15 protein-coding genes are annotated in these 13,150 nt (G+C 63.9%); 12 read left to right on the top strand and 3 right to left on the bottom strand.

Annotated features, from left to right (window positions below; translation table 11 throughout):
- Nucleotides 1-42 precede the first annotated feature (42 nt).
- From ACTXGA_RS00430 to ACTXGA_RS00395, 8 genes are all read left to right on the top strand, one after another.
- Entirely contained in the window at nucleotides 43-1,134 is a 1,092-nt protein-coding gene (locus ACTXGA_RS00430) for an ABC transporter ATP-binding protein (protein WP_443391117.1), read from the top strand.
- Entirely contained in the window at nucleotides 1,134-2,054 is a 921-nt protein-coding gene (locus tag ACTXGA_RS00425) for an ABC transporter permease (RefSeq protein WP_443391116.1), read from the top strand. Before ACTXGA_RS00430 ends, ACTXGA_RS00425 begins: the two co-directional genes overlap by 1 nt.
- Nucleotides 2,054-2,863, top strand: coding sequence for an ABC transporter permease (locus ACTXGA_RS00420; RefSeq protein ID WP_443391115.1), 810 nt, complete (start codon nucleotides 2,054-2,056; stop codon nucleotides 2,861-2,863). Before ACTXGA_RS00425 ends, ACTXGA_RS00420 begins: the two co-directional genes overlap by 1 nt.
- Nucleotides 2,864-2,900: 37 nt before the next feature.
- On the top strand, nucleotides 2,901-3,938 hold the full coding sequence (locus tag ACTXGA_RS00415; RefSeq protein ID WP_443391114.1) for an extracellular solute-binding protein: 1,038 nt from the start codon (nucleotides 2,901-2,903) through the stop codon (nucleotides 3,936-3,938).
- Nucleotides 3,939-4,165: 227 nt separating this feature from the next.
- Complete coding sequence (dusA, locus tag ACTXGA_RS00410) at nucleotides 4,166-5,155, top strand: tRNA dihydrouridine(20/20a) synthase DusA (protein ID WP_443391113.1); 990 nt, start codon at nucleotides 4,166-4,168, stop codon at nucleotides 5,153-5,155.
- 4 nt (nucleotides 5,156-5,159) lie between these two features.
- A complete protein-coding gene (locus ACTXGA_RS00405) occupies nucleotides 5,160-5,975 on the top strand; it encodes a sulfite exporter TauE/SafE family protein (RefSeq protein ID WP_443391111.1) in 816 nt (271 codons plus the stop codon).
- Between the two features lie 50 nt (nucleotides 5,976-6,025).
- Nucleotides 6,026-6,748, top strand: coding sequence for a phytanoyl-CoA dioxygenase family protein (locus ACTXGA_RS00400; protein WP_443391110.1), 723 nt, complete (start codon nucleotides 6,026-6,028; stop codon nucleotides 6,746-6,748).
- Nucleotides 6,749-6,898: 150 nt separating this feature from the next.
- Nucleotides 6,899-8,347, top strand: a complete 1,449-nt coding sequence (locus ACTXGA_RS00395) for a calcium-binding protein (protein WP_443391109.1) — start codon at nucleotides 6,899-6,901, stop codon at nucleotides 8,345-8,347.
- Between the two features lie 7 nt (nucleotides 8,348-8,354).
- Here ACTXGA_RS00395 and ACTXGA_RS00390 read toward each other — a convergent pair whose 3' ends face one another.
- From ACTXGA_RS00390 to ccmI, 3 genes are all read right to left on the bottom strand, one after another.
- Nucleotides 8,355-8,588 carry a DUF1289 domain-containing protein gene (locus ACTXGA_RS00390; RefSeq protein ID WP_443391108.1) on the bottom strand — a complete coding sequence of 78 codons (234 nt, stop codon included), beginning with the start codon at nucleotides 8,586-8,588 and terminating at the stop codon, nucleotides 8,355-8,357.
- A gap of 5 nt (nucleotides 8,589-8,593) precedes the next feature.
- On the bottom strand, nucleotides 8,594-9,091 hold the full coding sequence (ruvX, locus tag ACTXGA_RS00385; RefSeq protein ID WP_443391107.1) for a Holliday junction resolvase RuvX: 498 nt from the start codon (nucleotides 9,089-9,091) through the stop codon (nucleotides 8,594-8,596).
- 153 nt (nucleotides 9,092-9,244) lie between these two features.
- Nucleotides 9,245-10,483, bottom strand: coding sequence for a c-type cytochrome biogenesis protein CcmI (gene ccmI, locus ACTXGA_RS00380; RefSeq protein ID WP_443391106.1), 1,239 nt, complete (start codon nucleotides 10,481-10,483; stop codon nucleotides 9,245-9,247).
- Between the two features lie 172 nt (nucleotides 10,484-10,655).
- On the opposite strand from ccmI, the gene ACTXGA_RS00375 reads away from it, so the two are divergent.
- The 4 genes from ACTXGA_RS00375 to ACTXGA_RS00360 all read left to right on the top strand — a co-directional run bounded on the left by ACTXGA_RS00375 (nucleotide 10,656) and on the right by ACTXGA_RS00360 (nucleotide 13,140).
- The gene (locus ACTXGA_RS00375; RefSeq protein WP_443391105.1) at nucleotides 10,656-11,900 is read left to right on the top strand and encodes a sarcosine oxidase subunit beta family protein; all 1,245 of its coding nucleotides are present in this window, start codon (nucleotides 10,656-10,658) and stop codon (nucleotides 11,898-11,900) included.
- A 118-nt stretch (nucleotides 11,901-12,018) separates the two neighbouring features.
- Nucleotides 12,019-12,261, top strand: coding sequence for a hypothetical protein (locus ACTXGA_RS00370; RefSeq protein ID WP_443391103.1), 243 nt, complete (start codon nucleotides 12,019-12,021; stop codon nucleotides 12,259-12,261).
- Between the two features lie 114 nt (nucleotides 12,262-12,375).
- Entirely contained in the window at nucleotides 12,376-12,771 is a 396-nt protein-coding gene (locus tag ACTXGA_RS00365; RefSeq protein ID WP_443391102.1) for a hypothetical protein, read from the top strand.
- Nucleotides 12,772-12,810: 39 nt separating this feature from the next.
- Entirely contained in the window at nucleotides 12,811-13,140 is a 330-nt protein-coding gene (locus ACTXGA_RS00360; RefSeq protein WP_443391101.1) for a sarcosine oxidase subunit delta, read from the top strand.
- The last annotated feature ends 10 nt before the right edge of the window (nucleotides 13,141-13,150 follow it).

Here is a 13,150-nt window from a genome sequence, read left to right as displayed (position 1 = left end):
CCGGTTTTTATAGTCCGACCTGAAAGACAGCGGAGACCGCCCTTGCCGTCAGAACCCAATATCGCCGTGGACGTGCGCGGGGCCGTGAAACGCTATGACGATTTCACCGCACTCAAGACCATCTCGCTGTCGATCCGCGACAATGAGTTCTTTACCCTTCTGGGGCCTTCGGGCTGTGGCAAGACCACGCTGTTGCGGATGATCGCCGGGTTCGAGGATGTGACCGAAGGGGCGATTTTTCTCTACGGGGATGAGATCGAGAGCCTGCCGCCGCACAAGCGTCCGGTGAACACCGTCTTTCAGAATTACGCGCTTTTTCCGCATATGTCCGTTTTGGATAACGTGGGCTTTGGCCTTGAAATGCTTGGAAAATCCAAGGCGGAGGCGCGCAGGCGGGCGGGCGAGGTGCTGGAGATGGTGCAGCTAAGCCAATTCGCGGCGCGCAAGCCATCACAGCTGTCCGGTGGACAGCAGCAGCGGGTGGCGCTGGCCCGGGCATTGGCGCCGCAGCCCAAGGTGCTGTTGCTGGATGAGCCGTTGTCGGCGCTGGACCTGAAGCTGCGCAAGGCAATGCAGGTCGAGCTGAAGCACCTGCAACGGGAGACCGGGATCACCTTCATCTTTGTCACCCATGATCAGGAAGAGGCGTTGACCATGTCCGACCGCATCGCCGTGATGTCGTCAGGCGAATTGCAGCAGTTGGGCGATGCGCGCGAGATCTATGAAAGCCCGCGCAACGTCTTCGTGGCCGATTTCATCGGTGAGACGAACCTCTTGGACGTGACGGTGGACCGGGTCGAGGCCGGGCAGGCGCAATGCCATCTGGGCGGCGGGCACCGGCTGACCTGCGCGGGTGTCGCGGGGGTGGATGCGGGGGCCAAGGTACACCTGTCCCTGCGGCCTGAACGGCTGTTCCTGTCGGCGGAACCGGCAGCGGGCGAAAGCCTGAAGGGCAGGGTGCGCGAGACGATCTATATCGGTACCGACACCTCGACCCTGATCGACCTCGAAAACGGGCCGCGCTTTACCGTCCGCGCCTCCAACTCCACGCGCGGCAATGCGCGGGTGTTCGAGCCGGGCACAGAGGTTTTCGTCAACATGGAGCCGGGGGCCGCGCGCCTCCTTGTGGACTGATGGCGGGCGGGGCGGCATCGGGCGGATCTTCGCAAGGGGATACCTACGCAGAGGCGCGCACATGGCTGTTGTTGCCCGCATGGGTGACACTGGGCGCGCTGACGCTGGCGCCGCTGGCGATCATGCTGGTCTATTCCTTTCTGACCAAAGAGTTCCGCGGCGGCGTGATCTGGGAGTTCAGCCTTGGCGCCTATGACCAGTTTTTCTGCAATCGCGGGCTGTTCGGGGATGAGCCCTGTTCGATCGAGTGGACCTATATCAACATCTTCTGGCGCTCGATCTGGCAGGCGGGGGCGGCCACGATCCTCAGCCTGCTGATCGGCTTTCCAACCGCCTATTTCATCGCTACGCGGCCTGAAAAGCAGCGCGCTTTTTGGGTCTTCCTCGTGACAATACCCTATTGGGTCAATCTGCTGATCCGCACCGTGTCGATGAAGTTCCTGCTGCGTGACCAGGGCCCGCTGAATGAGGGGCTGATGGGGATCGGGTTGATTTCCGAGCCCTTGGCGATCGTGAACACCAACCTCGCGGTGCAACTGGGCCTGTTCTATTCCTACCTGCCGTTCATGGTCCTGCCGATTTACGCGGCGGTGGAACGCTACAATTTCACCTTGTCCGAGGCGGCGGCGGATCTGTACGCGACGCGCTGGGTGGTGCTGCGGCGCATCCTGCTGCCTGCCGTGCGTCCGGGGATCATCGCGGGCTGCATCCTTGTCTTTGTGCCCTCGCTGGGGTCTTTCCTTGCGCCGGATCTCTTGGGTGGGGCCAAGAATTTCATGATCGGATCGCTGATCGAGGAACAGTTCAAGGGCAACGCCGGCAACTGGCCCTTTGGCGCGGCGGCCTCGATGATCCTGCTGACGCTGGTGCTGATCATCCTCATCATTTCTGCCCGAAGCAGCCGGGACGGGGCGCGCTGATGGCGGGACGCAAGTATGATCTGCGAGTCTATCCCGGCTTTCGCGCCGTCACCGTGCTGTGCCTGATTGTGCTCTATGCGCCCTTGGTGGTGGTGGCGGTCTACAGCTTCAATGCCTCGCCCTCGATCACGCAATGGGAAGGGTTTTCGCTGCGCTGGTACGCGGATGTCTTTACCGGCCCGGAAAGCGCCAAGTTCAAGCTGGCCGCGCGCAACAGTTTCATCATCGCGCTGACGGCGGCCACCTTGGCGACCATGATCGCCACGCTGGCGGCCACGGCGATCCTGCGCGGCGGCCGGTTCCGTCTGCGCGGGCTGTCCTTTGGCCTGATTTCCCTGCCGCTGATGGTGCCGGAAATCGTGACCGCCGTGGCGACCCTGATCTTCTTCAACGCCATTGCATTCGAACGCGGGCTGTTGACGATCCTGCTAGCCCATGTCGCGTTTTGCATCCCCTTTGCCTACATGCCGATTGCCGCGCGGATGCAGGGGATCGAGTCGACCTATGAACAGGCGGCGATGGACCTTTATGCCACCCGGCGGCAGGCCTTTACCCGCATCCTGTTGCCGCTGATGATGCCGGGGATCATCTCCGGCTTTCTGCTGGCCTTCATCATCTCGCTCGATGATTTCATCATCACGAACTTCGTCAAGGGCGCCGGGGTCGAGACCCTGCCGACGGCAATTTTTGGGGCGGTGAAACAGGGGATCAAGCCCAATATCATGGCGATTTCCACGATGCTGCTTGCGGTTTCGGTGGTCATGGTCACGCTGTCATGGCTGGTGGGCCGCAAGGACCGGGCGGCCTGAACAAACAAAAAAACCGAACCAACAGAGGGGAAAGACAATGAAAACACTGCTGAAGACAACCGCACTGGCCGCCACGCTGGCGCTGACCGCCGGGGCCGCGATGGCCGAGGGCAAACTGGTGATCTATCACTGGTTCGAATACATCCCGCAGGAGCTATTGGACAAGTTCGCCGCAGAAAATGACGTCGAGGTTGTCATGGACACCTACGACAGCAACGAGGCGCTGCTTGCCTCTCTGAAAGCCGGGGCCATCGGCACCTATGACGTGGCGGTGCCGGGCGACTACATGGTGCAGATCATGGCGCAAGAGGGCCTGCTGGACGAGATCAAGGACGGAGAGCTTGCCAACAAGGGCAGCATCATGGCCGAATGGGCAGATCCGTCGTTTGATCCGGGCCGCAAGCATTCGATCCCCTACCAGTGGGGCTCGACCTCCTTCGCGGTGGATCGGGCGGTCTATGACGGCGAGATCGGCACCACCGACATCCTGTTCAACCCACCGGCCGAACTGTCTGGCAAGATCAACATGCTGGACAGTCAGGGCGAGGTTCTGGCCATGGCGGCGCTGCATCTGGGCATTCCGCAGTGTTCCACCGACCGCGAGCAGCTGAAGGCGCTGAACGCCATGCTGCAGGAAGCCAAGGGGCATTGGGCCTCTTTCAACTCGGACACCGCCAAAGAGGTGCTGGTTTCGGGCGATGCCGCCGTGGGGCAGATCTATGACGGCTTTGCCGCCAAGGCGCGGGCCGAGAAGGACAGCATCGAATACGCCTTTCCGAAAGAGGGCTACGTGGTCTGGATGGACAACGTCGTCTTGCTGAAGGACGCGCCGAACCGCGACAACGCACTGAAGTTTATGGATTTCCTTCTGGATCCCGAGAACATCGCCGCCGTCACCAACTATGCCCGCTACAATCCGGGTGTGAATGGGGCGGGAGAGTTCCTTGATCCCGCGCTGGCCACGCAGCCGGAAAGCAATCCGCCGTCGACCGCAGGCGAGGGCGTGTTCATCCAAGTCTGCGATCAGGCCACGCAAGAGGTCTATGACCAGATCTGGACCAATCTGAAAAAGTGACCTTCGCCGCGGGTACCACCGCGAAGGTCTTGCAGGAGGCGACGGCATGTCGCCTCCTTTTGCGTTCACGGGGCGTGCTGTGGCCGGGCGGGACGGGGGGCCTTGGCCCATGTCCGGCGTTGGCCTATCTGTGTCAGAATACGCCTCAAGAGGTCGACTCCGGCACCAGCGCGGCGTATGCCAGCGCGGAGCCCGAAACCGCGACTGCCAACTGTTTGATGTCAAAGATGCAAGTATCCCGCAACGCCCGCCTGAGCGTGGCCCCGATGATGGACTGGACCGACCGGCATTGCCGGTATCTGCACCGGCTGATTTCGGGGCAGGCGCTGTTGTATACGGAAATGGTGACTGCGCCCGCTCTGGTGCGGGGCGGGGCGCTGCATTTGCTGGACCATGCGCCCGAGGAGCATCCCGTGGCGCTGCAGCTGGGCGGGGCGGACCCGGCGGAACTGGCGCAGGCGGCGCGGTTGGGAGCGGCGGCAGGCTATGATGAGATCAACCTGAACTGCGGCTGTCCCTCGGACCGGGTGCAATCGGGCACCTTTGGCGCGGTGCTGATGAAACACCCGCAAACCGTGGTGGATTGCGTCAGCGCCATGCAGGACGCCACGGATGTGGAAATCACGGTGAAATGCCGCATCGGTGTCGACGATCAGGACCCCGAGGAGGTGCTGCCGGAATTCCTGTCCCGGCTGGGCGCGATCCAGTGTTCGCGCATCGCCATACACGCCCGCAAGGCTTGGCTGCAGGGCCTCAGCCCCAAGGAAAACCGCGAGGTGCCGCCGCTGCAATACGATCTGGTGCAGCGGATGCGGGGCCTGTTTCCCAATCTGCACCTCAGCATCAACGGCGGCATCACCAGCCTTGATCAGGCGCTGGGGTTCCTTGACGCAGGGTTCGACGGTGTGATGGTCGGGCGCGCGGCCTATCACCAGCCCTGGGACATTCTTGGAGAGGCGGATCGCCGGGTCTGGGGCGTGGGCGAAGACAAGACACCCGAAGATGTGGCGCGCGCCATGTTGCCCTATATCGAATCCCATCTGAGCGCGGGCGGCCGGTTGCATCAGGTCACGCGTCACATGCTGGGGCTCTTCGCCGGGCGGCCGGGGGCGCGGCGCTGGCGGCAGATCCTGTCGACCGGGGCCACCCGCGCGGGCGCCGGGCCGGAACTGGTCGAAGAGGCGCTGGCCCATATCGGACCCGCAAAGGCAGCCTGAAAACATGATGACAGCCGAACTTTTGCCCCTTCTCGGGGTGCTTCTGGCCGCAGCGGCCTTTGCTGGGGTGCTGGCAGGGCTTTTCGGAGTGGGCGGGGGGATCATCCTTGTCCCGGCCTATTACTACGTCTTTACCACCATGGGGCAGGACGAGACGCAGTTGATGCAGGTCTGTCTGGCGACCTCGCTGGCCTCGATCATCGTCACCTCGACGCGGTCGGTGCTGGCGCATAACAAGCGCGGGGCGGTGGATTGGGAGATCCTCAGGACATGGGCTCCGGGGATCGCGCTTGGGGCGCTGGTGGGGGTTCTGGTGGCGGCGCGGCTGCGGTCGGACACATTGGCGCTGATCTTTTCGGTGCTTGCCTTCATCGTCGGGTTCTACCTGCTGCTGGGCCGTCCGCACTGGCGGATCGCGCCGCAGATGCCCGGCGGGATCACGCGAGCGGGTCTGTCGCCCACAATGGGGTTTCTGTCCGTGCTGATGGGGATCGGCGGCGGCAGCTTTGGTGTGCCGCTGATGACGCTCTATTCGGTGCCGATGCACCGGGCGGTGGCGACGGCGGCGGGCTTTGGCCTGTTGATCGCCTTGCCCTCGGTCGCGGCCTTCCTGTTTGTCGACATACCTGACGAACCGCCCTGGACCCTGGGTGCGGTGAACGGTCCGGCCTTTCTGGCCACGGTCTGCATGACCTTCATCACCGCGCCGCTGGGCGCGCGTCTTGCCCATGCCTTGCCCGCGCTGTTGCTGCGCCGCATCTTTGCCGGGTTCATCCTGCTGGTGGCGGTGAACATGCTGCGCGAGGCGCTGTGGCCCTGAACGCGCTGGCGCAAAACGGGTGGACCCGATTTTCCTTTGACGTACGCACATTGACATGGGCCCGGGCCGCCCGGACGGCGGGCCGCGCGGTGCTGGACAATCCGCGCCAGCGGGACAAATGGCTGCAATGCCAGGGCACCTGGTTTGTCGGGGTGGACGCGTTGCGCAGCGCCCGGGATGGCAGTCTTGACGGGGTGCCGTTGGCGGGCATCGCACCGGAGGCGCTGGCCCCGATGCCCGCGCTGCACCCGGCGCAATTGTCCGTGGTCTTTCCCGGCTACCCGCGTCCGCGCGACGGCGAAAGCGAGGCGGGGTTTCGCTATCGCCGGAACCGGGACGCCGCCCATGTGGACGGTATCCTTGCCATTGGCCCCGAACGTCGCCGTTTCATCCGCGAACCGCACGCCTGGATCCTTGGGCTGCCCCTGACAGAGGCGGATGCCGGGGCGAGTCCGCTGGTGGTCTGGGAGGGCAGCCACACGATCATGCGCGCGGCCCTGCGTGAGGCGGTGGCGGGGTCCGGAACACGCAGGCGAAACTGGCACAATGTCGATGTGACCGAGGCCTATCAGCAGGCACGCCGCCAGTGTTTCGAGACCTGCAAACGCGTGCCGCTGCCCGCGCGGCCGGGGGAGGCGCTGCTGTTGCATCGCTTGACCCTGCACGGCATTGCGCCGTGGGCAGAGGGGGCCAAGGCACCCGGCGAAGGCCGCATGACCGCCTATTTCCGTCCGCAGATCAAGGGGAGCGTCGCGGCGTGGTTACAGCCCTGAGTTGCCGCGACAGGGGCGCATAGCGGCAGATTCACGAACAATCCTGAACTTCTGGCGGGTTTGTTTCCCGACAGTGGATAAACTGATAAATGTCTATTTTTCATGACATTTTTCCGATTGAGTGTGTCGAACTGGTCTGGGGGGACTGAAATGATCGCACTTTTGACGCTCTTGCCTTTGTTGCTTTTGGGTTTGGTTTTTGTCGATTCCGGTGACGGCGACGACGATGGAGGCGGCTCTGGCGGGGGCTCGGGCCCCGATGGGCCCACGTCTGGCGATGACGAGATCACACTTGGCGGGGACGACGATTTCATCGCGGCGCTGGCGGGGAATGACCTTGTATCGGGGGGCGCCGGGAACGACCATCTGCGGGGCAATGCCGGGAACGACACCCTGCTGGGCGAAGCCGGCGACGACAGCCTGAACGGCAGTCTTGGCGAAGACAGTCTTGACGGCGGGGACGGTGACGACAGCCTGTCCGGTGGCGGCAATGATGACGTCCTGCTGGGCCGATCAGGTGATGACCTTCTGAATGGAGATCGGGGCAACGACACCTTGGACGCAGGCAACGGCGCGGATTTGGTCAACGGCGGGGAGGGAGACGACCTCGCGTTTGGCGGCGCAGACAACGACACTCTGAACGGCGACGCGGGCGCGGACAGCCTGCGCGGCGACGATGGGCTGGACCTTCTGGTGGGCGGGCTCGATGATGACGATCTGGACGGTGGTGTCGGCGATGACAGTCTGGATGGCGGCGACGGCGATGACGTCCTGATCGGGGGCGAAGGAGACGACACGCTTTCGGGGGGCGTGGGCGACGATACGGCCTTTGGCGATGTTGGCGACGATGTTGTGGACGGCGGCAGCGGCGACGACGTCCTGGAAGGTGGCAGCGGGGACGACACCCTGACCGGCGGCCTTGGAAACGATACCATCACCTCGGGCTTCGGCTCTGACGATATCGACGCTGGGGAGGGCAACGACCTTGTCTTTATCGACCGGCCCTTCTTCTCCTCACCGCTGACGGATCAGAACACCGTCGATCTGGGCGAGGGCAACGACCTTCTCAATGTGGACTCGGCCAATGTGACGGTCGAGGGCGGGGCGGGTGACGACCGGTTCGAATTATTCTCGACGGGGGATTATTCCGTCGATGTGGACGCCGGGGAGGGCAACGACACTATCGGCGCGCCCGGCTTCAATTCCATCGTCGCCGGCTTTAGCGGCGTCTTGCACGGCGGGTCCGGAAACGACGAGATCTACGCTTTGGGCGATGTCGAGGTGCATGGTGACGCCGGGAACGACCTGTTGGCAGGAACGACGGTCTATGGCGGCGAGGGTGAGGATACGCTTGATGCGCTGGCCTCTGAATACAATCCCGTCTTCGTGGATTTCGTATCCGGAGAGGACCTGATCGTGTTCGACGTCTCCGAAAGCGATCTTGCGGTGTCAGAGGTCACGATTGTCGACAATCCGCCGGGGGCGGCCTATCCGACCACGGTCGAATTGCGCATCAACGGGTTCCTGATCGAGGAAGTGGGGGCAGGCGGCCCGGTGGCGATCACGGATGTGGTGGTTCAGTCCGAAGCGCTGACCTGAGACCGGGTCAGCGTCTTTTGAGGCGGGCCTCGCGCCCGCCGCGCCGCTTGCGCAAGCGGCCCGCGCGATCCGGCAATTCATCCATCACCTCGCGCCGTTCCTCGGGCGACATGTTCGACCACAAAGAGATTTCGCGCGCCGAGCGCAGGCAGCCCGTGCACAGGCGTTCCTGCGGGTGAATCACACAGATCTTCACGCAGGGGCTTTCGATTTCGTCCCGCACCCAGACCTCGTCCTTCATACCCGCTACTCCACCTCGCTGTCGTCACCGGAAGGCCCGGGCAAATGCCGCATCCGGTCCAGCGCACCTTGGAGGATATAGGCAGCGGCCACATGATCGATGACCTCTGCGCGACGTTTTCGGGTCGTATCCGCCTCAAGAAGTGCCTTTTCTGCCGCAACCGTGGAGAGTCTTTCATCCCAAAAGGTTATCGGCCCCTCCCATAGCGCGGAAAAGTTGCGTGCGAAAGCGCGGGTCGACTGGCAGCGGGGGCCTTCGCTGCCATCCATGTTGCGCGGCAGACCGAGGATCAGACCGCCGATGCGGCGCGCCTCTAGGATCTCTTTCAGCCGGGCGGCATCGACGCCGAATTTCTTGCGCTTGATGGTTTCCAGCGGCGAGGCGACCGAGCGCAGGCTGTCGCTGACGGCCACACCGATGGTGCGGGTGCCAAGGTCCAGCCCGGCAAGCGCCTGCATCGGTGTCAGCGCGGCGGCGAAGTCTTCGACGCTGTCATGTATCATGTCTGCCACCGCGCGATCCGATTGAGCGCCGTGCGGCGCGCAGGTTGTCTCGGCCCCGGCCTGCGGCCAGTGCCTCGGGGCAGGGGGCGTTGCCCCCTCTGCGCGTGCTGCACAGTCACCCCCAAGGTTTTTCGAAACCAAGGAAGCATGAGGTCAGTCCGCCACGCCGGCCTGTTCGGCCGCTTCGCGAAGGGTGTCGAGGGCGTCGGGGCTGGCGGCGAAGACGGTCTGCGCCTCGGCATAGATGGCGCCGGCCTGCTCTGTATCGCCGCGCTGGCCGAGGACAAAGATCAGGCGGGCCCAGTCTTCGGGCGGGCCGCCCTGTTCGGCCAGCCGCGAGGAGAGCCGGTCGATCATGCCATCGATCATGGCCTGCCGCTCTTCGGGGGTTAGGTCCGCGGCGGCGGCGATGTCCGCCTCTGACGGACCGGGACCGCGTGTCGTGTCACCGAGTTTCGGCATCTCGAAATTGCGCGCACCGGCCAGCCAGGCCAGATCCTCGATCTGGTCACGGATCGGGGCGACCCAGGGGTCATCGGGGCGGCTTTCGCGCAGCAGCTTGTTCCACATGCCGAAGGCGACGTCCGGGCGGCCAATCTGCGCCATCATCAGCCCGCCGTAATAACGCGCGACGCCATTGTCGGGATCACGCGACAGGGCCTGTTCCAGAACCTTCTGCGCCTCGGGGGAAACATAGCCGCCCGCCGCCAGCACCATCATGTCCGCCAGATCGGTGAAATCCTTCGGGGTCGCCTGTGCGCCCTTGATCTTGATGATCTGCGCCTGCGCCAGGTAGGCGGCCTTGTAATTCCCGAGCGCGGCCTCGGAGCGGGCCAGCAGCACGTGCCCCTGGAGGTCCAAGGGGCGTTCGGCCACCGCACCGCGCAGACGCTGCACCAGTGCCAGGTATTCCTCAGAGGCCCCAGGTGCGGGTTGTGCGGGCACCTGCGCCTCAATCTCGGCCTGGCTTGGCCGGGCCTTGAGCGCGGTTTCGGCCCGATCCAGACGAGCCTGCAACGGAAGGTCGCCAAAGCCGGGGGCGCCGATCGCGCGGTAGGTGGCGAAGGCGCCGCCTATCACGAGCAGCGCGATGACTGCGGCGACGCCGTAGCCCAAGGCGGGCGGCTGACCGCTGCTGTCGCCGGTCTCGCGGACCTTGGCGTCCGCAGCCAGCAGGCGGCGCGAAATCTCGACCCGCAGGCGCTCTGCCTCTTCGGTGGCGATCTTGCCGCGCGCGGCATCGGCCTCGATCTCTTGCAACTGGTCGCGATAGACCTGCAGGTCATAAGCCTCGGCCGGGCCGGTCGCGCGCCGCCCGCGCAACAGGGCCAGCACCAGCGCCGCTGTCAGTATCAGCGCCACTGCGCCCGTCACGATCCAGAATGTCGTCATGCCACTCCCTCTCCTGCGTCCTGATCTAAGCCGCGAGACGGTTGGAAAAAAGGGCAAAAGGACGCGATGCCGCGCCATGTCGCAACTGCACGGTATTGTGACGGTTGCACACTGTGGTCAAATGCCGTTTGGGTCCATTAACACCCGAAACGATTGCGTCGGATTCGAGCCCATGAAACGTTACTCCGCCTTTGCCATCGCCAGAGAAGCCTTCAACGGTCACAAGAACTGGGAACGCGCCTGGCGCAAGGCCCAGCCCAAGGCCCGCTATGACGTGGTGATCGTGGGGGCGGGTGGGCACGGCCTTGCCACAGCCTATTACCTTGGCAAGAACTTTGGCATCACCAATGTCGCGGTGATCGAAAAAGGCTGGCTGGGCGGCGGCAACACGGGGCGGAACACGACGATCATCCGCTCGAACTACCTGCAGGATTCCTCGGCTGCGATCTACGAAAAGGCGCGCAGCCTGTACGAGACCATGAGTCAGGATCTGAACTACAACGTCATGTTCAGCCCGCGCGGCGTCATGATGCTGGCCCAGACCGAACATGAGGTGCGTGGATACCGCCGCACTGCCCATGCCAACGCGCTGCAGGGGGTCGAGACACGGTTCATCTCTCCCAAAGAGGTCAAGGAGATCGTGCCGATCATCAACCTTGACGGTCCGCGCTATCCCGTTCTGGGTGCGCTATGGCAGGAACGCGCCGGGACCGCGCGGCATGATGCCGTGGCATGGGGCTATGCGCGGGCCTGTTCGGCCATGGGCATGGATATCATCCAGCAATGTGAGGTCACCGGCGTGATGCAGGAGGCCGGGCGTGTCACCGGCGTCCGCACCACCAAGGGCGACATCGGCTGCGAGAAACTGGGCATGGTCGTGGCCGGCCACTCCGGCGATCTGGCGGCCAAGGCCGGATTCCGCCTGCCGATCGAATCCGTCCCGCTGCAGGCATTGGTGTCGGAGCCGATCAAACCGGTCATGGATTGCGTCGTCATGGCCAATACCGTGCACGGCTACATGAGCCAGTCCGACAAGGGCGAGATGGTCATCGGCGGCGGCACCGACGGGCACAACGGCTATACCCAGCGCGGCAGCTTCCACCATATCGAGGAAACCGTGCGCGCGCTGATCGAAACCTTCCCGATGGTCTCGCGCCTGAAGATGCTGCGCCAATGGGGCGGGATCGTGGACGTGACGGGCGACCGCTCTCCCATCCTGTCGAAAACCCCGCTTGAGGGCTGTTTCATCAACTGCGGCTGGGGCACGGGTGGCTTCAAGGCGATCCCGGGATCGGGCTGGGGCTTTGCCGAACTGATGGCGCGGGGGCAGTCGCCCCTGACCGAGGAGTTCAGCATGTGGCGGTTCCGCGAAGGTCGGTTCATCGACGAGAGCGTGGCTGCGGGGGTAGCGCACTGATGATGATCCGCCAGTGGATAAACAGGCGGGAGGCTGTCCGGATAGGGAACCGGAGCACGGGTCAAGCCGTTGTGATGTCAGATCGAATTAATGAGATGACATCCAAGGAGGCTATGCCATGTCGGACGCCACGCATAACAATACCACGACCACAACCACGACCCGCGACCGGGGTGGCAACGGCGGGCTGGCATTCATTGTCGGCGTGCTCGTCGTTGTTGTCGCCGTGCTCGGCTACGTCATCTTCGCGGGCGGCGTGCCCGTCGCCACGGGAGATGGCGGTGCGGACCTCAACATCACTGTTCAGGGCGATGGCGGCGGCGCGCCCGCAGCCGAGGTCTCGGGCGGCGGCGACAAATGACCTGACCGACAAGATCCACTGCAGGACAGGGGTCGGGGCGTGTCTGCGTCCCGGCCCCTTTGACTTTGCCGACGTTGCGGCCGGACACCCCCGGCTGATGACCGGGGACCGCTTGTGAAGATCGGGCGCGAATATCTGCTGTACGCCGGCGCTGGCGCGATCGCCGCTGTCGGCTATTGGGCGGACCGTGTGGTGGGCGGCAATGCCTTCGCGCGATCCGGTGCATTGATCGTGATTTTCGGTGCCTTGCTGGCCGGGCGCGAGATCTACAGTCTGGAAAAGTCCATTGCGCGTCACGAAACCCGCGTCGACAAGATCGAAGCGGCCTATCTCGACGCGGTGAAATCCGGCGAACGGCAGTCGACAGAAGATGCGTTCAGCCGCCTGGCGACGAACCTTGCGGACTTCCGTGCCTCGCGCATCGAACGGGTCGGGCGACTGATTACCGCCGAAATCTTCATCCTGTGTTTCGGCACACTCATCTGGGGGTTCGGCGATCTTGCTGTCTGAGTTTCCCATTCATTCCACCACAACAAAGGAGCGGACGCCGTGCTGATCCTTGAATGCCCCTATTGCGGCGTCATGGCCGACGAAACCGAATTGCACGCAGGCGGAGAGGCGCACCTGAAACGCTTCGGCCCCGGTTCGGACGACGACAGCTTTGAGGGCTACCTCTTCTTGCGTGAAAACCCCAAGGGTGTGCATTTCGAACGCTGGCGCCATGTCAACGGCTGCGGCAAGTGGTTCCACGCCGCGCGCTGCACCATGAGCAACGAGGTTTTCGGCACCTATCCGGCGCAGGTCACCGCACCGCCGCAGGACCTTCTGGACCAGATCTCGGCCAAGCGCCCCGGCTGGCGGTGGAGAGATTTCGCCTGATGTTTCTTCT

It is taken from the genome of Antarctobacter jejuensis (assembly GCF_052266595.1).
GTDB classification, from domain to species: domain Bacteria; phylum Pseudomonadota; class Alphaproteobacteria; order Rhodobacterales; family Rhodobacteraceae; genus Antarctobacter; species Antarctobacter jejuensis.
This window is presented reverse-complemented; position numbering and strand designations above follow the sequence as displayed.